Annotated in this window: 17 protein-coding genes; 7 read left to right on the top strand and 10 right to left on the bottom strand. The window is 65.0% G+C overall.

What is annotated here, in order from left to right:
• Positions 1 to 90: 90 nt before the first annotated feature.
• The gene (gene purM / locus H3H39_RS22070) at positions 91 to 1,134 is read right to left on the bottom strand and encodes a phosphoribosylformylglycinamidine cyclo-ligase (RefSeq protein ID WP_182156534.1); all 1,044 of its coding nucleotides are present in this window, start codon (positions 1,132 to 1,134) and stop codon (positions 91 to 93) included.
• 181 nt (positions 1,135 to 1,315) lie between these two features.
• Here purM and H3H39_RS22065 point away from each other — a divergent pair, with 181 nt between their 5' ends.
• From H3H39_RS22065 to H3H39_RS22035, 7 genes are all read left to right on the top strand, one after another.
• On the top strand, positions 1,316 to 2,398 hold the full coding sequence (locus H3H39_RS22065) for an AI-2E family transporter (protein WP_182156533.1): 1,083 nt from the start codon (positions 1,316 to 1,318) through the stop codon (positions 2,396 to 2,398).
• Between the two features lie 48 nt (positions 2,399 to 2,446).
• Complete coding sequence (gene hda / locus H3H39_RS22060; RefSeq protein ID WP_182156532.1) at positions 2,447 to 3,115, top strand: DnaA regulatory inactivator Hda; 669 nt, start codon at positions 2,447 to 2,449, stop codon at positions 3,113 to 3,115.
• On the top strand, positions 3,115 to 3,786 hold the full coding sequence (locus tag H3H39_RS22055) for a histidinol-phosphatase (RefSeq protein ID WP_182156531.1): 672 nt from the start codon (positions 3,115 to 3,117) through the stop codon (positions 3,784 to 3,786). The genes hda and H3H39_RS22055 overlap by 1 nt, the downstream gene beginning before the upstream one ends.
• Complete coding sequence (pcnB, locus tag H3H39_RS22050; RefSeq protein ID WP_182156530.1) at positions 3,779 to 5,182, top strand: polynucleotide adenylyltransferase PcnB; 1,404 nt, start codon at positions 3,779 to 3,781, stop codon at positions 5,180 to 5,182. The genes H3H39_RS22055 and pcnB overlap by 8 nt, the downstream gene beginning before the upstream one ends.
• Positions 5,183 to 5,266: 84 nt before the next feature.
• On the top strand, positions 5,267 to 5,746 hold the full coding sequence (folK, locus tag H3H39_RS22045; protein ID WP_182156529.1) for a 2-amino-4-hydroxy-6-hydroxymethyldihydropteridine diphosphokinase: 480 nt from the start codon (positions 5,267 to 5,269) through the stop codon (positions 5,744 to 5,746).
• A 171-nt stretch (positions 5,747 to 5,917) separates the two neighbouring features.
• Complete coding sequence (gene panB, locus H3H39_RS22040) at positions 5,918 to 6,790, top strand: 3-methyl-2-oxobutanoate hydroxymethyltransferase (protein ID WP_182156528.1); 873 nt, start codon at positions 5,918 to 5,920, stop codon at positions 6,788 to 6,790.
• A gap of 392 nt (positions 6,791 to 7,182) precedes the next feature.
• Positions 7,183 to 7,338: a hypothetical protein gene (locus tag H3H39_RS22035; protein WP_182156527.1), complete on the top strand. Its 156-nt coding sequence runs from the start codon at positions 7,183 to 7,185 to the stop codon at positions 7,336 to 7,338.
• A 36-nt stretch (positions 7,339 to 7,374) separates the two neighbouring features.
• Here H3H39_RS22035 and H3H39_RS22030 read toward each other — a convergent pair whose 3' ends face one another.
• From H3H39_RS22030 to H3H39_RS21990, 9 genes are all read right to left on the bottom strand, one after another.
• Positions 7,375 to 8,742 (bottom strand): aspartate aminotransferase family protein, encoded by a 1,368-nt coding sequence (locus tag H3H39_RS22030; protein WP_182156526.1) that lies wholly within the window; start codon positions 8,740 to 8,742, stop codon positions 7,375 to 7,377.
• Positions 8,743 to 8,752: 10 nt separating this feature from the next.
• Positions 8,753 to 10,090, bottom strand: coding sequence for a glutamine synthetase family protein (locus H3H39_RS22025; protein WP_182156525.1), 1,338 nt, complete (start codon positions 10,088 to 10,090; stop codon positions 8,753 to 8,755).
• Between the two features lie 24 nt (positions 10,091 to 10,114).
• On the bottom strand, positions 10,115 to 11,449 hold the full coding sequence (locus tag H3H39_RS22020) for an NAD(P)/FAD-dependent oxidoreductase (RefSeq protein ID WP_182156524.1): 1,335 nt from the start codon (positions 11,447 to 11,449) through the stop codon (positions 10,115 to 10,117).
• Positions 11,450 to 11,453: 4 nt separating this feature from the next.
• On the bottom strand, positions 11,454 to 12,941 hold the full coding sequence (locus tag H3H39_RS22015) for an aldehyde dehydrogenase (protein ID WP_182156523.1): 1,488 nt from the start codon (positions 12,939 to 12,941) through the stop codon (positions 11,454 to 11,456).
• Between the two features lie 16 nt (positions 12,942 to 12,957).
• Complete coding sequence (locus H3H39_RS22010) at positions 12,958 to 14,430, bottom strand: DUF3138 family protein (RefSeq protein ID WP_182156522.1); 1,473 nt, start codon at positions 14,428 to 14,430, stop codon at positions 12,958 to 12,960.
• Positions 14,431 to 14,465: 35 nt separating this feature from the next.
• Complete coding sequence (locus tag H3H39_RS22005) at positions 14,466 to 15,317, bottom strand: ABC transporter permease (protein ID WP_182156521.1); 852 nt, start codon at positions 15,315 to 15,317, stop codon at positions 14,466 to 14,468.
• Positions 15,314 to 16,234 carry an ABC transporter permease subunit gene (locus tag H3H39_RS22000; protein ID WP_182156520.1) on the bottom strand — a complete coding sequence of 307 codons (921 nt, stop codon included), beginning with the start codon at positions 16,232 to 16,234 and terminating at the stop codon, positions 15,314 to 15,316. Before H3H39_RS22000 ends, H3H39_RS22005 begins: the two co-directional genes overlap by 4 nt.
• A gap of 9 nt (positions 16,235 to 16,243) precedes the next feature.
• Entirely contained in the window at positions 16,244 to 17,392 is a 1,149-nt protein-coding gene (locus H3H39_RS21995; RefSeq protein ID WP_182156519.1) for an ABC transporter ATP-binding protein, read from the bottom strand.
• Positions 17,393 to 17,476: 84 nt separating this feature from the next.
• Entirely contained in the window at positions 17,477 to 18,565 is a 1,089-nt protein-coding gene (locus H3H39_RS21990; protein ID WP_182156613.1) for a polyamine ABC transporter substrate-binding protein, read from the bottom strand.
• Between the last annotated feature and the right edge of the window lie 58 nt (positions 18,566 to 18,623).

Here is an 18,623-nt window from a genome sequence, read left to right as displayed (position 1 = left end):
ACGGACATGTTACCCCATGAAAAAAGCGGACGATGCCAGGGCACGGTCCGCTTTTTTAGCATTTTGCGCCAACACTGGCGCGCGGCGTGATTACACGACGATGGTCTGGTGCTCGTCGCCCACGCGGGCGCGGATCACGCCGATGCGCGAAACGGTCTCGCCAGCCGCCTGCAATTGGGCAAAGGCGGCGTCCGCGTTCTCTTTTGACACGATCACGGCCATGCCGATACCGCAGTTGAACACGCGGTGCATTTCCGCGTCGGCCACGCCGCCGTGCTGTTGCAGCCACTGGAACAGCGGTGGCATGGTCCACGATTTCGCGTCCAGCTCGGCCACCAGGCCATCCTGCAGCACGCGCGGGATGTTTTCCACCAGGCCGCCACCGGTGATGTGCACCATGCCCTTCACTTCCATCGCGTCCATCAGCGCCAGCAGCGGCTTGACGTAGATGCGGGTTGGCTCCATCAGCACGTCGGCCAGCTTGCGGCCGTGGAAGTCCGCTTCCAGGTCAGGTTTTGCCACTTCGATAATCTTGCGCACCAGCGAATAGCCGTTCGAGTGGGCGCCCGACGAAGCCAGGCCCAGTACCACGTCGCCGGGGCAGATCTTGGTGCCGTCGATGATTTTCGACTTTTCCACCGCGCCCACGGCGAAACCGGCCAGGTCGTACTCACCGGCCGGGTACATGCTGGGCATTTCCGCCGTTTCGCCGCCGATCAGGGCGCAACCGGACAGTTCGCAGCCCTTGGCCACGCCTTTGATGACGTCGGTGGCGGTGGGCACGTCCAGCTTGCCGCAAGCGAAGTAGTCGAGGAAGAACAGCGGTTCGGCACCCTGCACCAGGATGTCATTGACGCTCATGGCCACCAGGTCGATGCCGACCGTGTCGTGGCGGTTCAGTTCAAAGGCCAGCTTGAGCTTGGTGCCCACGCCGTCGGTGCCGGACACCAGCACTGGCTCCTTGTACTTCTTGCTGATCTCGAATAATGCGCCGAAGCCGCCAATGCCGCCCATCACGCCTTCGCGCATGGTGCGCTTGGCAAAGGGCTTGATCGCTTCGACTAAGGCGTCGCCCGCGTCGATATCGACGCCGGCGTCACGGTAGGACAGGGAAACATTAGAAGTTTGGCTCATGGTGTATTTCGCAGCGAAGGCGGTAAAATAGAAGGCGGAGACTAAATTTGCATGTTTTTTGCCACGCTTTTTCCACATTATGGCAAAAAGGTCATCGAAGCCCGTGCAAATCCGGTGAATCCGCTATTTTATCAAAATGCCCCGTCCAACAGCCCTTTTTTCGCGCAGACCATCTGAATCCATGCCATTTCCCCTCTCGGTAGAGCAAAAGCAAACGGCTTTCTGGATCGCGGTCTGGCTCGCATTCGTGCTGTTACTGGTGGCGCTGGGCCCGGTGCTGACGCCCTTCATCGCCGCCGCCATCCTCGCTTACGCCCTCAATCCGGGCGTCGATTACCTGGACCGGCTGCACGTGGGCCGCTTCGGCGTGCCGCGCGCGCTGGCCGTGGTGGTGGTATTGCTGCTGTTTTTCGCCGCCATCGGCGCCCTGATCCTGATCGTGGTGCCGGTGCTGCAAAAGGAAATCCCCCTGCTGCAGGCCCAGATTCCCGCCTTCCTCGACAAATTGAACGACGTGCTGGCGCCGCGCCTGCGCGAGATGGGGGTCAAGGTCCAGCTCGACGGGGCCGGCATCCGCAAGCTGATTTCCCAGCAACTGGCCGGCGGCGGCGACGAGATCCTGGCCGCCGTGCTGGCCTCGGCCAAGGTGGGCGGCACGGCCGTGCTGGGCTGGATCGCCACCGTGGTCCTGATTCCCGTGCTGCTGTTCTACCTGCTGCTGGACTGGCACGCGCTGCTGGCGCGCGTGGCCGGCGCCGTGCCGCGCCGCTACATCGAGCGCACGCTGGCCATGGCCGGCGAAGTGGACGAGCTGCTGGCCCAGTACCTGCGGGGCCAGTTGCTGGTGATGCTGGTGCTGGCCGTGTACTATTCGAGCGGTTTGATCATCGCCGGCTTCGACGTGGCGCTGCCGGTCGGCATCATCACCGGCCTGCTGGTGTTCATCCCCTACCTGGGCTTCGGCCTGGGCCTGATGCTGGCCCTGATCGCGGCCGTGCTGCAATTTCCCGGCTGGAACGGGCTGGTGGCGGTGGCCATCATCTACGGCTGCGGCCAGGTGCTGGAAGGTTTCTTCCTCACGCCGCGGCTGGTGGGCGAGCGCATCGGCCTCAATCCGCTGGCCGTGATCTTCGCCCTGCTGGCGTTCGGCCAGCTGTTCGGCTTCGTCGGCGTGCTGCTGGCGCTACCCGCGTCGGCCGTGCTGATGGTGGCCTTCAAGCACTTGCGCCGCCACTACCTGGACAGCAGCTTTTATAATGCGTAACGTGATGCAGACAACGTGGACGCAAATGACAGGAACTGGGCGTAAGCCATGAAGCAATTGGTGCTCGATTTAGGCGCGGAACAGGCGCACAGCCTTGAGTCGTTCGAGGTGGGACAGAACGCCGAGGCGGCGCAGCTGATGACGCAGTTCGCCGCCCGGACCTCGCGCGAGCACTTCGCCTACCTGTGGGGCGAGTGCGGCGTGGGCAAGAGCCATCTGCTCAAGGCCCTGGCCAGCACCGACAAGGCGCGCTATATCTCGCCATTCTCGATCGAATCGGAGTTCGTCTATTCGCCCGAGGTGGACCTGTATCTGCTGGACGACTGCGAAAAGCTGTCGCCGGTGGCGCAGATCGACGCCTTCGCCCTGTTCAACGAAATCCGCGCCAACCACGCCTTCATGGTGTGCAGCGGCGCGGTGGCGCCGGCCGTACTGCCGGTGCGCGAGGATTTGCGCACCCGCATGGGCTGGGGCTTGATCTACCAGATCCACGGCCTGACGGACGACGAGAAGGTGGCGGCATTGAGCGCGGCCGCCGCCGCCCGCGGCTTGACGCTCTCGCCGGGCGTGTTACCCTACCTGCTGTCGCACTTCCAGCGCGACATGCGCTCGCTGTCGACCATGCTCGATTCGCTCGACCAGTATTCCCTTGAAACCCAACGCCCGATCACCTTGCCGCTGTTGCGCGAGTGGTTGCAGGCGGAAGCGAAAGAATAATGAATCTCGCCCTGTTTGACTTAGACCACACCCTGCTGCCGCTGGACTCCGACTACGAGTGGGGCCAGTTCCTGGTGCGCACCGGCGCCGTGGACGCGGCCGAATTCGACGCCCGCAACAAGGAATTTTTCGCCCAGTACCAGGCCGGTACGCTCGATCCGGTGCAATACCTGGAGTTCGCGCTCGGCACGCTGGCGCGCTTCCCGCGTCCGCAACTGGACGCCATGCACCGCCAGTTCATGGCCGAAGTGATCCAGCCGGCCATCCGCCCCTCGGCGCTGGCCCTGCTGCGCCGCCACCAGGACGCGGGCGACCTGACGGCCATCGTCACCGCCACCAACCAGTACGTGACGGCGCCCATCGCCCGCGCGCTGGGCGTGGAGCACCTGATCGCGGCCATGCCCGAGACGGACGCCGCCGGCAACCTGACGGGCAAGCTGCTGGGCACCCCGACCCAGGGCGCGGGCAAGGTCACGCACACGCGGGCCTGGCTGGAAAAGCTGGGCCACACGCTGGAAGGCTTCGAGCGCAGTCATTTCTACAGCGATTCGCACAACGACATTCCGCTCTTGTCCGTCGTCACCCATCCCGTCGCGACCAACCCCAACGCGACGCTGAAAACGCACGCCGCCGCCCACGGCTGGCCATCACTCGACCTATTCAATGATTAAGAAATTCATCCGCAAAATTTTGGGTACCAAGACTAAAGGAAAACGCGACGCCGACACGCCCGTCGTACTGGGGGCGCAGGAGCATGGCATCGATCCGCGCCTGCTGTCGTCCAATGCCATCCGCGTCACCAGCACGCTGCAGGACGCGGGCTACGAGGCGTTCGTGGTGGGTGGCGCCGTGCGCGACCTGCTGCTGGGCGTGAAGCCGAAAGACTTCGACATCGCCACCAACGCCACGCCCGAACAGGTGCGCAAGCTGTTCCGGCGCGCCTTCATCATCGGCAAGCGCTTCCAGATCGTGCACGTGATGTTCGGCCAGGACCTGCTGGAGGTGACCACCTTCCGCGGCACCGCCTCGGCCTCCGCACCCAAGGACGAACATGGCCGCGTGCTGCGCGATAACACCTTCGGCTCGCAGGCCGAGGATGCCGTGCGGCGCGACTTCACCATCAACGCCATGTACTACAACCCGGCCACCGAGCAGGTGCTGGACTACCATGGCGGCATCGAGGATATCCGCGCCAAGACGCTGCGCATCATCGGCCAGCCCGAGGCGCGCTACCGCGAAGACCCGGTGCGCATGCTGCGCGTGGTGCGCTTCGCGGCCAAGCTGCGCTTCCATATCGAACCGGCGACGGGCGCGCCGATCCGCGCCATGGCGCCGCTGATCGACAACGTGCCGGCGCCCCGTGTGTTCGACGAGATGCTCAAGCTGCTCATGAGCGGCCAGGCCCTGGCCTGCCTGCAGCAACTGCGCAAGGAAGGCCTGCACCACGGCCTGCTGCCGCTGCTGGACGTGGTGCTGGAACAGCCGCTGGGCGTGAAGTTCGTGACCCTGGCGCTCGATTCGACCGACGCCCGCATCCACGCCGGCAAGACCGTCTCGCCCGGCTTCCTGTTCGCCTCGCTGCTGTGGCACCAGGTGCTGGAGAAGTGGACCGCTTACCGCACGGCCGGCGAAATGTCCGTCCCCGCGCTGCACCTGGCGGCCGACGACGTGCTCGAATCGCAAACGGAAAAACTGGCCCTGCAACGCAAGATCGGTTCCGACATGCGCGATATCTGGGCCATGCAGCCGCGCTTCGAGCGCCGCACCGGCAAGACCCCGTACAAGCTGCTGGAACACCCGCGCTTCCGCGCCGGCTACGACTTCCTGCTGCTGCGCTGCGCCTCCGGCGAGATCGAAGGCGACATCGGCCAGTGGTGGACCGCGTTCTATGAAGGCGACGAGACGGAGCGCGAGGAGCTGGTGGCCAGCGCCGGCCGCGGCCCGGCCGCTGGCGCCGGTGGCGCCAAACGCAAACGCCCGCCACGCCGTGGCCCGCGCAATCGCGGCGGCCAGGAAGGCGGCAGCGAGGACGGCGGCGCCCGTGTCGTGGAAAGCAGCGGCGAGTAAGGCGCGCCAAGCGCCAGCGCACCGCACAAACACCGAACGGGTAATGACCGGGTAACGACAGCATGACCGTATGAGCACCATCGCATGAATATCATCGCCTTTGTCGGCATCGGCGCCAACCTGGGCGACGCGCGCGCCAACGTGGCCGACGCCATCGAACGCCTGCGCCGCCTGCCCGGCTGCACTGTGCTGGGCGTGTCGGGCCAGTACCGCACCGCGCCCATCGACTCCAGCGGCGACGACTACGTCAACGCCGTGGCCAGCGTCAGCACCACGCTGGATGCGGAGGCGTTGCTGCAAGCGCTGCACGGCATCGAGCAGGCGCACGGGCGCGAGCGCCCCTACCGCAACGCGCCGCGCACACTGGACCTGGACCTGCTGCTGTACGGCGACCAATTGATCGCCAGCCCCACGCTGACCGTGCCCCACCCACGCATGACGGAACGGGCCTTCGTGCTGGTGCCGCTGCTGGCGCTGGCGCCGGAGGTGGTCATTCCCGGCCGAGGCCCGGCGCGCGATTACGCGGCGGCCGTGGCTGATCAGGGCATCAGCCTTCTGAGCTGAGGGGCTGATGCAAACACCCGTCATCGTGCAGGCCGTCGGCCTGCTGGCACTGTCGAACCTGGTCGACTTCATGTTCCGCGGCTGACACCCCTAAAATTTTCGCGCGCCCAGCGCGCTCACCGGCAAAGGTCTACACTAGCGCCGATGTCACTCTCACTTTCGAGGAACTCCATGTCTGGATATTTGCAAGGAACCGAAATGACGACGGGCCAAAAGCCTGCCGCCACGCCCGCGCCGTCCAAGCCGGTCGCTACCAAGGCCGTCACCATCCCCTCGCTCAACGCGCTGCGCGCGGCCGGCGAGAAGATCACCATGCTGACCTGCTACGACGCCAGCTTCGCCGCGCTGATGGACCGCTGCGGCGTGGAAGTGCTGCTGATCGGTGATTCGCTGGGCATGGTCTGCAACGGCCACAGCTCCACCCTGCCCGTCACGGTGGACGAAATCGCGTACCACACGGCAGCCGTGGCGCGCGGCAGCAAGTCGGCCATGGTGCTGGCCGATATGCCGTTCGGCAGCTACGCCACGCCGGAGTCGGCGTTCAACAACGCCGTCAAGCTGATGCAGGCTGGCGCCCACATGGTCAAGATCGAAGGCGGCGCCTGGCTGGCTGACACCGTGCGCTTCCTGACCGACCGCGCCGTGCCCGTGTGCGCCCACTTGGGCCTGACGCCGCAATCCGTGCATCAACTGGGCGGCTACAAGGTGCAGGGCAAGACGACCGAAAGCGCCGACCTGCTCAAGGCCGACGCGCTCAAGCTGCAGGCGGCCGGCGCGGCCATGGTGGTGCTGGAAGCCATCCCCACCCAGCTGGGCAAGGAAGTGACGGACTTGCTGGCCATGCCCACCATCGGCATCGGCGCCGGTCCCGATTGCGCCGGCCAGGTGCTGGTGATGCACGACCTGCTGGGCGTGTTTCCCGGGCGCAAGGCGCGCTTCGTGAAGAATTTCATGGACGGCCAGACCAGCATCGACGCGGCCGTCAGCGCCTATGTGCAGGCCGTCAAGGATGGCAGCTTCCCGGCCATCGAACACTGCTTCTGATGTCGCAGCGGACCTGTTCATTTGTCGCACAAGCGAACAGGTCCGGCATCGTCCTCGATATCGGGCACGTGACACGGTTTTCCCGTGTGCCACGCCCGGAATCCGTCCCAATTTCCCGTTGTCCATGACAGCGCTGTTCCGCCGTCCCGCCGGCGCTGTTCGCGTTGTTGCGTCCTGCAACAGCCGGAATAAATCGTGCCAACCCGCTTCCCCGGGACACATCTTTTTTCATCCCCCTCCCGCCCCTGCGCCACAGGGCACACGAACACAGGCATGAACCTTGCTCCCTTTGATGGTAATCAATCAAACCAGGGCGTGGGTTCACTCTGCCGCCCAGCCTGGTTCCTCTCTATCGTTACTGTTGGCAGGATGGCGCAAGCCGGGAGAGCATCATGGACAAGGTCAAGCAACCCAGCAAGGAACAGGTTCGGCAATACATGGAACAGCGCCGCGCGGCCAACGATCCACCGCCGTCGATGGACGAGATCCGCCGCCAGCTGGGCTGGCAGATGATCGTGCTGCCGCTGCCGGACTGGAAGGTGGCATGAGCCGCCAGCGTCCCAGCCCGGCCGCTGCGCGCGCCGTTACACCAGCGCGGACAGGCAGCGGTCGAAACCGTCCAGCAGCCGCGCCACATCCCGTGCCGTCGTCTGCGGGCAGACCAGCAGCATGTTGTGAAATGGCGTGATCAGCAGTCCCCGGTTGAGCAAGTACAGGTGAATGATCTGTTCCAGCTCGCCGTCGAGGATGGCCCCGGCCTCGCTGCCATTGCGCGGTGCCTGCGGGGCGAACTGGAATTCCGTGCGCGCCCCCACCTGCGTCACGCACCAGGGCAGTCCGTGGCGCGCGATGGCGCCGCGCAGGCCGGCCGCCAGCTGGTCCGCCAGCGCGAACATGGCCTGATACGCTTCCTCCGTCATCACCTGTTCCAGGTTGGCGCGCATGGCCGCCATAGCGAACATATTGGCGCTCAGCGTCGTCCCCACGCCTGAATGACCGGGCGGTGCGTCGCGCTTGGCCTGCTCCACCCGCCGTGCCACGTCGGCCGTGAAACCATACACGGCGCACGGTACGCCACCGCCTATCGGCTTGCCGACCACCAGCGCATCGGGCGCCATGCCGTGCGCGCGGGCGTAGCCGCCAGGGCCACTGCTGATGGTGTGGGTTTCATCGATCACCAGCAGCGTGCCGTGGCGGCGCAGGATGCGCTGCGCTTCTTCCCAGTAGCCGGGCTGCGGCAGCACCATGCCGATGTTGGTCATCACCGGCTCAGCCAGCACGCAGGCCACGTCGCCGTACGCCAGCGCCGCCTCCAGCGCGGCCAGGTCGTTGAACTCGACCACCACCGTCTGCTGCGTCAGCGGGTAGACCTGGCCCAGCAGGCTGTCGCGCTGCACGGGTGCGCCGTCCACCAGGTCCACGAACACATCGTCCACCGTGCCGTGGTAGCAGCCGTTGAACACGAGGATCTTGCTGCGGCCCGTGGCCGCGCGCAGCCAGCGCAGCACGAAGCGGTTGGCGTCCGACGCTGACAGGGCGAACTGCCAGTACGGCAGGCCGAAGCGGCGCGCCAGTTCTTCGGCCACCGGGGCCGCATCCTCGGACGGCAGCATGGCCGTGTAACCTCGGGCGGCCTGGTGCGCGATGGCGTGCGCCACCGGCGGCGGCGCATGACCGAACATGGCGCCCGTGTCGCCCAGGCAGAAGTCGGTGTAGGCGTGGCCGTCGGCGTCGGTGAAGCTGGCGCCGCTCGCTTCGCGCACGGTCAGCGCGAACGGTGTGGACCAGTCATTCATCCAGTGCATGGGCACACCGAACAGCATGTGCTCTCCCGCGCGCGCGGCCAGCGCCTGCGAGATGGGATTGCGGGCCATATAGTCGGCCCGTTCGGCCGCCGCCAGCGCTTGCGCCCTGGCCCAGTTCACGCCGTGGCGGGTGGTGTTGTCCTGCATGGGGTTCTCCTCACACCAGCAGCATCAGGTGTTCGCGCTCCCAGGAGCTGATCACGCGGCTGTAGGTGGCAAATTCCAGTTCCTTCACTTCGCAGAACGCCTGCACGAACAGTTCGCCCAGCACGTCGCCCAGCGCCTTGCACTCGCGCAGGCGCACGATGGCGTCTTCCAGATTGCGCGGCAGTTCGTCGTGCACGTGTTCGGCGCTGTCGGCCGTGGGCGCCGATGGCGTCAGCTGCTCCACCATGCCCAGGTAGCCGCAGGCCAGCGTAGCGGCCATGGCCAGGTAGGGATTGACGTCCACCCCCGGCACGCGATTCTCCAGCCGCCGGTTGACGGGCGCGGAGTTGGGCACGCGGATGCCGCAGGTACGGTTGTCGTAACCCCAGCGCACATTGGTCGGCGCCGACATGAAGCGCGACAGGCGGCGGTAGGAATTGACGTGCGGCGCCAGCAGCAGCGTGGCCGGCGCCGTGTATTTTTCCAGCCCGGCGATATAGTGGAAGAACAGCGCGCTGGCGCCGCCGTCGTCGTTGCTGAAGATGTTCTTGCCCGTCTCCACATCGAGCACGCTCTGGTGGATGTGCATGGCGCTGCCCGGCTCCGTCTCCATCGGCTTGGCCATGAAGGTGGCGAAGATGCCGTGCCGTAGCGCCGTCTCGCGCACGGCGCGCTTGAACAGGAACACCCGGTCGGCAAGTTCCAGCGCGTCGCCGTGGGTGAAGTTGATTTCCATCTGGCCGGCGCCCGCCTCGTGGATCAGGGTTTCCACGCCCAGTCCGTGCAGCTTGCAGAAACTTGATAACTCAAGGAAAAACGGATCGAAGTCATTCACCGCGTCGATGGAATAGGACTGGCGGCCCGATTCCGTCTTGCCGCTGCGTCCCAGCGGCGGCACCAGCGGTTCGTGCGGGTTGCTGCTGCGGGCGACGAGATAAAACTCCATCTCCGGCGCCACCACCGGCTGCCAGCCGCGTGCCGCGTACAACTGCAGCACCTTGCGCAGCACGGCCCGTGGCGACAGGCCGACCGGGGTGCCGTCGAAGTTCTGGCAATCGTGGATCACCAGCGCCACGTTCTCGGCGGCCCACGGCACCTGGCGCAGCGTGGCCAGGTCCGGCACGCAGATCATGTCCGGGTCGGTGGCGCCAGTGTAGGGCATGTTGTTGGGCTGTTCGCCATTGACGGTGTTGAGCAGCACGCTTTTCGGCAGCCGCATCTCGCCTTCGCTCAGGAACAGGTCCTTGGGCAGGATTTTCCCGCGGGCGATGCCGGTCATGTCGGCGATCACGCATTCCACCTCGTGGATATTGCGATCGCGCAGAAAGTCGCGCATGGCTTGGGTCATCTCATTCTCCTGTCGTTGGATGGATTACAGCAGGTCGCGCAAGCGGTGGTACAAGGTGCCCAGCACCAGCGCGGGCGTGCGCATGGCCGCGCCGCCGGGGAAGTCGCGGTGGCGCAGTTGGGACAGCAGGTCGAAGCGGCCCGCCTGGCCTGCGATGGCCTCGGCCGCCAGCAGGCCCGCCATGCCCGTCAGCGCCAGGCCATGGCCGGAAAAGCCCTGCAGGTAGTACAGGTTGCCGTCCACCCGGCCGAAGTCCGGGCCCCGGTTCATGGTGATGTCAACGAAGCCGCCCCACGCATGGGGCACCTTCAGGTCGGCCAGTTGCGGGAACACGGCCAGCATGCGGCGCCGCATCGCTTCGCGCAGGTTGGCCGGGGTGGCGCCGCTGTAGCTCACGCCGCCACCGAACAGCAGGCGGTTGTCGGCCGTGAGGCGGAAGTAATCGAGCACGAAATTGGTGTCGCACACGGCGGCGCGTTGGCGGATCAGCGCCTCGGCCCGTTCCGCCTCCATCTGCGCGGTGGCGATGATGTAGGTCCCCACCGGCATGATGCGCGCCCCCACGTCTGGCGCTACGGCCTTGCCGTATTCGTTCAGGTAGACGTTGCCGGCCATGACCACGAAGTCGCACGCCACTTCGCCGCTGGCCGTGCGCACCACGGGCTTGACGCCGCGCTGCACCTGCACCACGGGCGAATGTTCGTAGATGCGCGCACCCGCCGCGCGCACCGCCCCGGCCAGGCCCAGGCAGTACTTGAGCGGATGCAGATGGCCCGATTGCGGGTCATACACGCCGGAGTGAAAGCGTTCGCTGTCTATCCACGCGCACACGTCTTGCGGCGCGATGGGCTGCATGGTGTAGCCGTAGTCCCGTTCCAGCTGTTCCGTGTAGGCGCGCAGCGCTTCCCCCTTGCGGGCGTTGACGGCCATGCTCAAATAGCCGTCCACGAAATCGCAATCGATGTCGTGCTCGGCGATGCGCCGGCGCAGCAGCGTCAACGCGTCCACCGTCACCTGCCAGGCCTGGCGCGCCTGCTCCGGCGCCAGTTGCTGTTCCACCGCGTCGTCGCTGGCGTAACCCGCAAGCGCCTGGCCGCCGTTGCGCCCGGACGCGCCCCAGCCCACCGTTTGCGCTTCCAGCACCACCACCGACAGGCCGCGCGCGCGCAACTCCAGCGCGGCCGACAGGCCAGCCAGGCCGGCGCCGATCACGCACACATCGGCCGTGGTGCGGCCCGCCAATGGCGCCTCCGGCGGCGGCCGCCGGACGCTGGCCTCGTAGTAGGAACCTTGGGTCAGTTCCTGCTCGCGCCGCAGCAGCGCCGTCGGTTTTTTTGCATGCAGGGCGACGTTCTCCATGCGCTCAACCAATCTGGATCCAGGTGGTCTTGAGCTCCGTGTACTTGTCGAACGCGTGCAGCGACTTGTCGCGCCCGTTGCCGGACTGCTTGTAGCCGCCGAACGGCACCGTGATGTCGTCGCCGTCATACTGGTTCACGTGCACGGTGCCGGCCCGCAGCGCGCGCGCCGTCTGGATCGCCTTGCTCATGTTGGCCGTCCACACGGCCGCCTGCAAGCCGTAAGGCGTGGCGTTGGCCTGGCGCACGGCGTCGTGGATGTCGGTGAAGCTCAGTACCGACAACACGGGGCCGAAGATCTCCTCGCGGGCGATCTTCATGTCGCTGTTCACCTGGTCGAACAGCGTGGGCTGCACGTAGAAGCCGCCGCTGGCCGTGCGCGCCTGCGCACCGCCCGCCAGCAACTTGGCACCGTCCGCCTTGCCGGCGTCGATGTAACCGAGCACCGTCTTGAGCTGGGTGGCATCGACAATGGCGCCCATCACGGTGGCTTCGTCCAGCGGGTCGCCCGGCTGGAAGTCGGGCATCATGGCCAGCGCTTTTTCCAGGAAGCGGTCGCGGATCGACGCTTCCACGAACAGGCGCGACGGCGCGTTGCAGCTCTCGCCCTGGTTGAAGTAGATGGAGCCGATGGCCGAGGCCACGGCAGCGTCCAGGTCCGGGCAATCAGCGCACACGATGTTGGCCGACTTGCCGCCCAGTTCAGTCCAGGCCCGCTTCAGGTTGGACTGGCCAGCCATCTGCATGATCTGCTTGCCGATTTTGGTGGAGCCGGTGAAGCCGATGCAATCCACGTCCATATGCAGCGCCAGCGCGGCGCCGGCCTCGTGGCCGTAACCGGGCAGCACGTTGAACACGCCGGCCGGGATGCCCGCCTCCAGCGCCAGTTCGGCCAGCCGCAGCGCCGTCAGCGGCGACTTCTCGGATGGCTTGAGCACCACGCTGTTGCCTGCCGCCAGCGCCGGTGCGATCTTCCAGGCCGCCATGATCATCGGGTAATTCCACGGCACGATGGCCGCCACCACACCGACCGCCTCGCGCGTGATCAGGGCCAGGCTGGAATCGGCCGTGGGGGCGATCTCGTCGTATATCTTGTCGATCGCCTCGCCGTACCAGCGCAGGGTGTTGGCCGTGGCGCCCACGTCCACGCTCTGGCTGTACTTGATGGGTTTGCCCATGTCCAGCGTTTCGAGCAGGGCCAGTTCGGACCCATGCTGCTGCACCAGGTCGGCGAAGCGGATCAGTACCCGCTTGCGCTGGGCGGGCGACTTGCCGGCCCAGCGGCGGTCCTCGAACGCGGCGCGCGCGGCCGCCACGGCCAGGTCCACGTCGGCGCCGTCACAGCGCGCCACCTGGCCCAGGTTGCGGCCGTCCACGGGCGACAGGTTGTCGAAGCGCTGCTCCGATTTGGCCCAGACGCGCTGGCCGCCGATGAAGGCGCGGCCATCGATGCTGAGCGCGGCGGCGCGCTCGTGCCAAAGTGTGCTGCTCATCTGTGTTCCTCCTGACTTAGAAGCTGATCAGCGTTGACACGCCGATCACATGGTTGTCGCGACGGTATTGGTCATCCGCAGTCTTGAACACGTTGCCGGTGGAACGGTCGTAACGGTATTCGCCCTTCAAATTCACGCCCGGCATCAGTGCATAGTTTAACCCCAGCGACAAGGCGGAGCGGTTGGTGCCCTGGGTGGGATCGGCCACCACCCAGTTGCTGCCGTCGAAGCTCATGCTGGAGCCGAAACCGTTGCGGCCATCCGGGCAGTTGGCGTCGGCGCCGGTGGCGTCCAGGCAGGTGCCGCCGTAAGTGGAACCGAACACGCCGCCGCCGTTACGCTTGTTGTTGATGTAGTCGAAACGGGCGATGGATTCCAGGCGCGGCGTGATCTTGTACGACACCAGGCCGGACAAGCCCCACCAGTGCATAGCATCGGCCGTGTAGCCGTTGGTGGCGGTGGCCTTCTGGCGGCCGTAGCCCAGCTGACCCTGCAGGTTCCAGTCGCCGCGCGTGAAGTAGCCGTCCACTTCCATCAGGTCCAGGCGGCCGAACTGGGTATGGTCGTCGAAGCCGGCGTGGATGCCGGAGAAGCCGAAACCATTGAACTCGCCCTTGGCGTAGTCGACGCGGTAGAACAGGCCGGGCGTGTTGCGGCGGGCCACGTCGATCTTGGCGCTGTTGAGGTTACCGACGATGAATTTGGAATCCCACTGGCCGCGCACCACTTCCATGCCGGCGCCCGTGTAGAAGTTGGCGGCCGAGAAGTCGAACAGCAGGTTGTGCGTAATCAGCTTGTTCAGGTTGGACGGGATCATTTCATAGCCGGTCCAGTCGGGAATCTGGCCGCCGATGAAGCGCGTGTTCAAGTCGCCCAGCGGTACCATGAATGAGGCCTCGTGTACCAGGCTGCCGAAGTTGTAGCCGGCGCCCGCGCTCTTGCTGGGCATCATGGTCAGTTTCAGCTTGGTGCCGCCCTCCAGTTCCTTCTCGAAGTTCAGCATGCCGCTGCCGAAGAAGGTGTTGTCGTAGCCGAAGCTCTCGCCGGAACCGTTGACCGAGCTGTTATTGTTAAAGAACATGAAGCTCGACGTCTTGGCGTTGCGGTTGTACAGGTAGGTCGGATCGACGTAGCCCGAGATCTTGACGGCCTTGAAGCCGTTCGCTTCCTGGGCGTCCTCCATGGCCTCCGTCTTGATGCGGATGCGGTTGAATTCGGCCACATCGACCGTGTTCTCGGCCGCCTTGCCGGCGCTGGCCGCGGCCTGCTCGGCCTTGCTGCTGGCCTGCGCCGCCTGCGCGCTCGCTTCCTTGGCCTGGGTGTTGGCCTGGACCGTCTGCGTGCTCACCTTCTCGATCATCGCCTCCAGCTGCTTCACGTGGGCCTTGAGCGCCTCCAGCTCCGCCTTCAAGTCCTTGGTGCTGTCGGCCATGGCGATGGCCGGATAGGCGACGGCGATGGCGACGACGATTTTTTTCATCAAGTGCATGACTACTCCCCTTTGTTATCGATTGTTGTAGGCGACTACTCGTTATCTGCCTTGAAGGCAGCGGAAATCTGTTTCTGGCGCAGGCGTTCGGCGCGCGCCATCCAGAGGCTGGATGCGACCACGGCCACCGACACCACCAAGATGGTCAGCGCCGCCACGGCGTTCACGCGCGGATCGAGGCCCAGACGGGCACGCGAAAAGATCACGATCGGCATGGTCGAGGAACCGGGGCCGGACAGGAAGGCCGACAGCACCACGTCGTCGAGCGACAAGGTGAACGTGAGCAGCCACGCCGATCCCAGCGCCTGCGTGATGTTGGGCAAGGTGACGAGGAAAAACACCTGGTGCGGCTTGCAGCCCAAATCCATGGCCGCCTCCTCCAGCGACTTGCTCATCTCCTGCAAGCGCGACTGCACCACCACGGCCGCATAGGCCATGCCCAGCAGCGTGTGGCCCAGCCAGATCGTCATCAGGCCCCGCTCCGGGAAGCCGAACATCTTCTGCACCGACACCAGCATCAGCAGCAGCGACAGGCCGATAATCACTTCCGGCATCACCAGCGGCGCGCTGACCATGCCCGTGAACAGGGTACGGCCATGGAAGCGCTGGTAGCGGTCCATCACGAACGCGGCAAACGTGCCCAGGATGACGGAGGCGAACGCCGTCAGCACGGCGATCTTGAGCGACAGGCCGAAGCCGGAGATGATCTCCGTGTCGTTCATCAATTCGCCATACCACTTGGTCGAAAAACCACTCCACACCATGTCCTGGCGCGAGCTGTTAAATGAGAACACCACCAGCACCACGATGGGCAAATACAGGAACACATAGCCCAGCGACAGCCAGCCGCGTCCGAACCAGCGTTGAATCAAATTCTGTCCGTTCATGCGCGCCCCGCCATCTGTTGTTCCGCCTTGTATTTGTTGAAGACCGCCATCGGCACCAGGATCAGCAGGATCACCACCACCGTCACGGACGACGCCATCGGCCAGTCGTTATTGGTGAAGAATTCGTCCCACAGCACGTGGCCGATCATCAGCGTTTCCGGTCCGCCCAGCAGCTCAGGAATCACGTATTCGCCCACGGCCGGGATGAACACCAGCATGGAGCCGGCGATGATGCCCGACTTCGACAGCGGCACCGTGATGCGCCAGAAAGTCTGCATGGGCGTGGCGCCCAGGTCGGCCGCCGCTTCCAGGAAGCGCACATCCATCTTCACCAGGTTGGCGTACAGCGGCAGGATCATGAACGGCAGGTAGGCGTACACCATGCCGATAATGAGCGAGAACTGGGTGTTCATCAGGTGCAGCGGTTCCGTGATGGCGCCCACGCTGATCAGAAAGTGATTGAGGATGCCGTTGTTGGCCAGGATGCCCTTCCAGGCGTAGATACGCAGCAGGAAGGAAGTCCAGAACGGCAGCATCACCATCATCATCAACACCGGCCGCACGGTCGGCTTGGCACGCGCCATGAAGTAGGCGAACGGGTAGCCGATCAGCAGGCACAGGGCGGTGGTGATGGCGGCGAACTTGATCGAGCTCAGATACGTCAAGCTGTACAAGTCGTCCTGCGCGATGAACAGGTAGTTCGACACCTTGAGCTTGAAGGTGACGATGCCGTCGATCAGCGTCATCAGGGTGCCGAACGGGTTGGCGGCGTCCGGTTCCGTGAAGCTGATGCGCATCACGATCAGAAACGGCACCAGGAAGGCGCACGCCAGCCAGACGAACGGCACGGCGATCACCAGCCGGCGGCCCGTGATCCAGCGCAGCGTGAGCGCGTGGGTGAGTGTGGAGGTTCTCATGGGCGCTCCTTAGCTGGTCAGCGCCACGATGTCGGCGCCATCCCACCACGCGTGCACGCGCTGCTCGCGCTGCAAACGGCCGCTGTCGTGGCGGGCCGCGTTGGTGCGCGACACTTTGAGCAGCATGCCGCTGTCGAGCTTCACGTGGTAATGGGTGTCGTTGCCGAAGTAGGCCATGGCCGTAATCGTTCCCTGCACGCAGTTGAAGCCATGCTCGTCGGCGTGCGCGCGCTGCTCGCCAGTGGGCGCTTCCGTTTGCAGGCAGATCTTCTCGGGCCGCACGGCCACCGACACATCCATGCCCTTGGTGCCGGTGATGCCGTGGTTGATGTAGTGCCGGCCTTCGGGCGAGTCGACGATCACGTGGTCCGGCTCATCCACCACCACGTTGCCATTGAACAGATTGACGCTGCCGATGAAGTCGGCCACGAAACGGCAGTTGGGCGTCTCATAGATTTCGCCCGGTTTGCCCACCTGGAGGATGCGGCCTTCGCTCATGACGGCGATGCGGGTGGCCATGCTCATGGCTTCGTCCTGGTCGTGGGTCACCATCACGCAGGTCACGCCGACCTGCTCGATGATGTTGACCAGTTCCATCTGGGTGCGTTCACGCAGCTTTTTATCGAGCGCGCCCAAGGGTTCGTCCAGCAGCAGCAACTGGGGACGCTTGGCCAGGCTGCGCGCCAGCGCCACACGCTGCTGCTGGCCGCCCGACAGCTGGTGCGGCTTGCGGCGGCCGTAGGCCTTGAGCTGGACCAGGGCCAGCATCTGTTCCACGCGGGTCGCCACTTCCTCGGCCGGCAGGCCATCGCGGCGCAGGCCGAAGGCGATGTTGTCCCACACGGTCAGGTGCGGGAACAGCGCATACGACTGGAACATCATGTTGATGGGACGCTGGTACGGCGGCACGCTGACGATGTCCTGCCCGGCCAGTGTGATCTGGCCTTCGGTCGGCGTTTCGAAACCGGCCAGCATGCGCAGCAAGGTGGACTTGCCGCAGCCGGAGCTGCCCAGCAGGGCGAAAATCTCGCCCTTGTTGATGGTGACGGAAATGTCGTCCACGGCGCGCACCCCGTCGAACGATTTGACGAGGTTGCGGATGAACAGGTACGGCTGGCCGGCGTCGACCGCCGGCTTGGCGGATGGTGCTGGATTCATGATGGCTCAATACAAAAATATGTGAAACGGACATGCGGCGGCCACACCCGGCCCCTGCCGGGTGTGCAAATGACGCGGTGTTGCTTACAGTCCGGTTTTGAACTTGGTGTAGACGCGGGTCATGATGCGTCGGATGTCGGAGCTGTACGGCTCGGGGACGGTCATGCGTTTCTTGTCGTCGTCCGACAGGTAGACCGTCTTATTGTCCGCGATGTCCTTCTTGACGTATTTGATGGCGGCGGCGTTCGGGTTGGCGTAGAAGACTTTGTTGGTCAGGCTGGCATGGACTTCAGGACGCATGATGTAGTTCATCCACATCAGCGCGTTGTTGGGGTGCGGCGCGTCGGCCGGGATGGCCATGGTATCGAACAGCAGGGTGGCAGTGGTCTTCGGGATCAGGGCTTCGATGTGATTGCCGTTCTTGGCGTCGATCGCGCGCTGGCGCGCGATGTTGATGTCGCCCGACCAGCCCAGCGCCAGGCACAGCGAGCCGTTGGCCATGTCGTTGACGTAGCCCGAGGAGCTGAACAGGGTGACGTAGGGGCGGATGGAGTTGAGCAGGCGGCCCGCGTCCTGATAGTCGGAACTGTTTTTGGAGAAGGCGGGCTTGCCCAGGTATTGCAGGGCTGGCGGCAGGATTTCGGAGGGCGAATCGAGCACCGAGATGCCGCAGGACTTGAGCTTGGAGGCGTACTTCGGATCGAAGATCAGGTCCCACGCGTTTTCCGGCATCGGCATGCTGCCCAGCGTGGCCTTGACCTTGTCGACATTGATGCCCAGCGTGGTGTAACCCCACAGCCAGATCACCAGGTGCTTGTTGCCCGGATCGAGGCTGCGGCCGATCAGCGATTGCAGTTGCGGGTCCATGTTGGCCAGGTTGGGCAGCTTGCTCTTGTCCAGTTCCTTGAGCAGGCCGCCGTCGATCTGCAGGCGGGCCCAGTTGGAGGACGGCACCACGATGTCGTAGCCCGTCTTGCCGGCCGTGAGCTTGGCGTGCAGCACTTCGTTACTGTCGAACAGGTCGTAGCGGACCTTGATGCCGGTTTCCTTCTCGAAGTTCTTGATGGTGTCGTCGGCGATATAGTCCGACCAGTTGTAGATGTTGAGGACCTTCTCTTCCTGCGCCATGGCCGGCGTGGCCACGGCCGCCGCCACCGCGGTGGCGGCGAACATACACGACAGGCCGCGCGCGAGGTTGTGCTTCATGCGCTTCAAGTGCTTCAGGTGCTGG

It is taken from the genome of Rugamonas apoptosis, assembly GCF_014042355.1.
Classification (GTDB): Bacteria; Pseudomonadota; Gammaproteobacteria; order Burkholderiales; family Burkholderiaceae_D; genus Rugamonas; species Rugamonas apoptosis.
Note: the sequence above shows the minus strand (reverse complement) of the source record. Positions and strands in the feature narration are given on the sequence as shown.

What these genes read in the sequence shown, in the direction of transcription:
- purM (WP_182156534.1), bottom strand. Translation starts at nt 1,134, where the DNA reads ATGAGCCAAACTTCTAATGTTTCCCTGTCCTACCGTGACGCCGGCGTC.
- H3H39_RS22065 (WP_182156533.1), top strand. Translation starts at nt 1,316, where the DNA reads ATGCCATTTCCCCTCTCGGTAGAGCAAAAGCAAACGGCTTTCTGGATC.
- hda (WP_182156532.1), top strand. Translation starts at nt 2,447, where the DNA reads ATGAAGCAATTGGTGCTCGATTTAGGCGCGGAACAGGCGCACAGCCTT.
- H3H39_RS22055 (WP_182156531.1), top strand. Translation starts at nt 3,115, where the DNA reads ATGAATCTCGCCCTGTTTGACTTAGACCACACCCTGCTGCCGCTGGAC.
- pcnB (WP_182156530.1), top strand. Translation starts at nt 3,779, where the DNA reads ATGATTAAGAAATTCATCCGCAAAATTTTGGGTACCAAGACTAAAGGA.
- folK (WP_182156529.1), top strand. Translation starts at nt 5,267, where the DNA reads ATGAATATCATCGCCTTTGTCGGCATCGGCGCCAACCTGGGCGACGCG.
- panB (WP_182156528.1), top strand. Translation starts at nt 5,918, where the DNA reads ATGTCTGGATATTTGCAAGGAACCGAAATGACGACGGGCCAAAAGCCT.
- H3H39_RS22035 (WP_182156527.1), top strand. Translation starts at nt 7,183, where the DNA reads ATGGACAAGGTCAAGCAACCCAGCAAGGAACAGGTTCGGCAATACATG.
- H3H39_RS22030 (WP_182156526.1), bottom strand. Translation starts at nt 8,742, where the DNA reads ATGCAGGACAACACCACCCGCCACGGCGTGAACTGGGCCAGGGCGCAA.
- H3H39_RS22025 (WP_182156525.1), bottom strand. Translation starts at nt 10,090, where the DNA reads ATGACCCAAGCCATGCGCGACTTTCTGCGCGATCGCAATATCCACGAG.
- H3H39_RS22020 (WP_182156524.1), bottom strand. Translation starts at nt 11,449, where the DNA reads ATGGAGAACGTCGCCCTGCATGCAAAAAAACCGACGGCGCTGCTGCGG.
- H3H39_RS22015 (WP_182156523.1), bottom strand. Translation starts at nt 12,941, where the DNA reads ATGAGCAGCACACTTTGGCACGAGCGCGCCGCCGCGCTCAGCATCGAT.
- H3H39_RS22010 (WP_182156522.1), bottom strand. Translation starts at nt 14,430, where the DNA reads ATGCACTTGATGAAAAAAATCGTCGTCGCCATCGCCGTCGCCTATCCG.
- H3H39_RS22005 (WP_182156521.1), bottom strand. Translation starts at nt 15,317, where the DNA reads ATGAACGGACAGAATTTGATTCAACGCTGGTTCGGACGCGGCTGGCTG.
- H3H39_RS22000 (WP_182156520.1), bottom strand. Translation starts at nt 16,234, where the DNA reads ATGAGAACCTCCACACTCACCCACGCGCTCACGCTGCGCTGGATCACG.
- H3H39_RS21995 (WP_182156519.1), bottom strand. Translation starts at nt 17,392, where the DNA reads ATGAATCCAGCACCATCCGCCAAGCCGGCGGTCGACGCCGGCCAGCCG.
- H3H39_RS21990 (WP_182156613.1), bottom strand. Translation starts at nt 18,565, where the DNA reads ATGTTCGCCGCCACCGCGGTGGCGGCGGCCGTGGCCACGCCGGCCATG.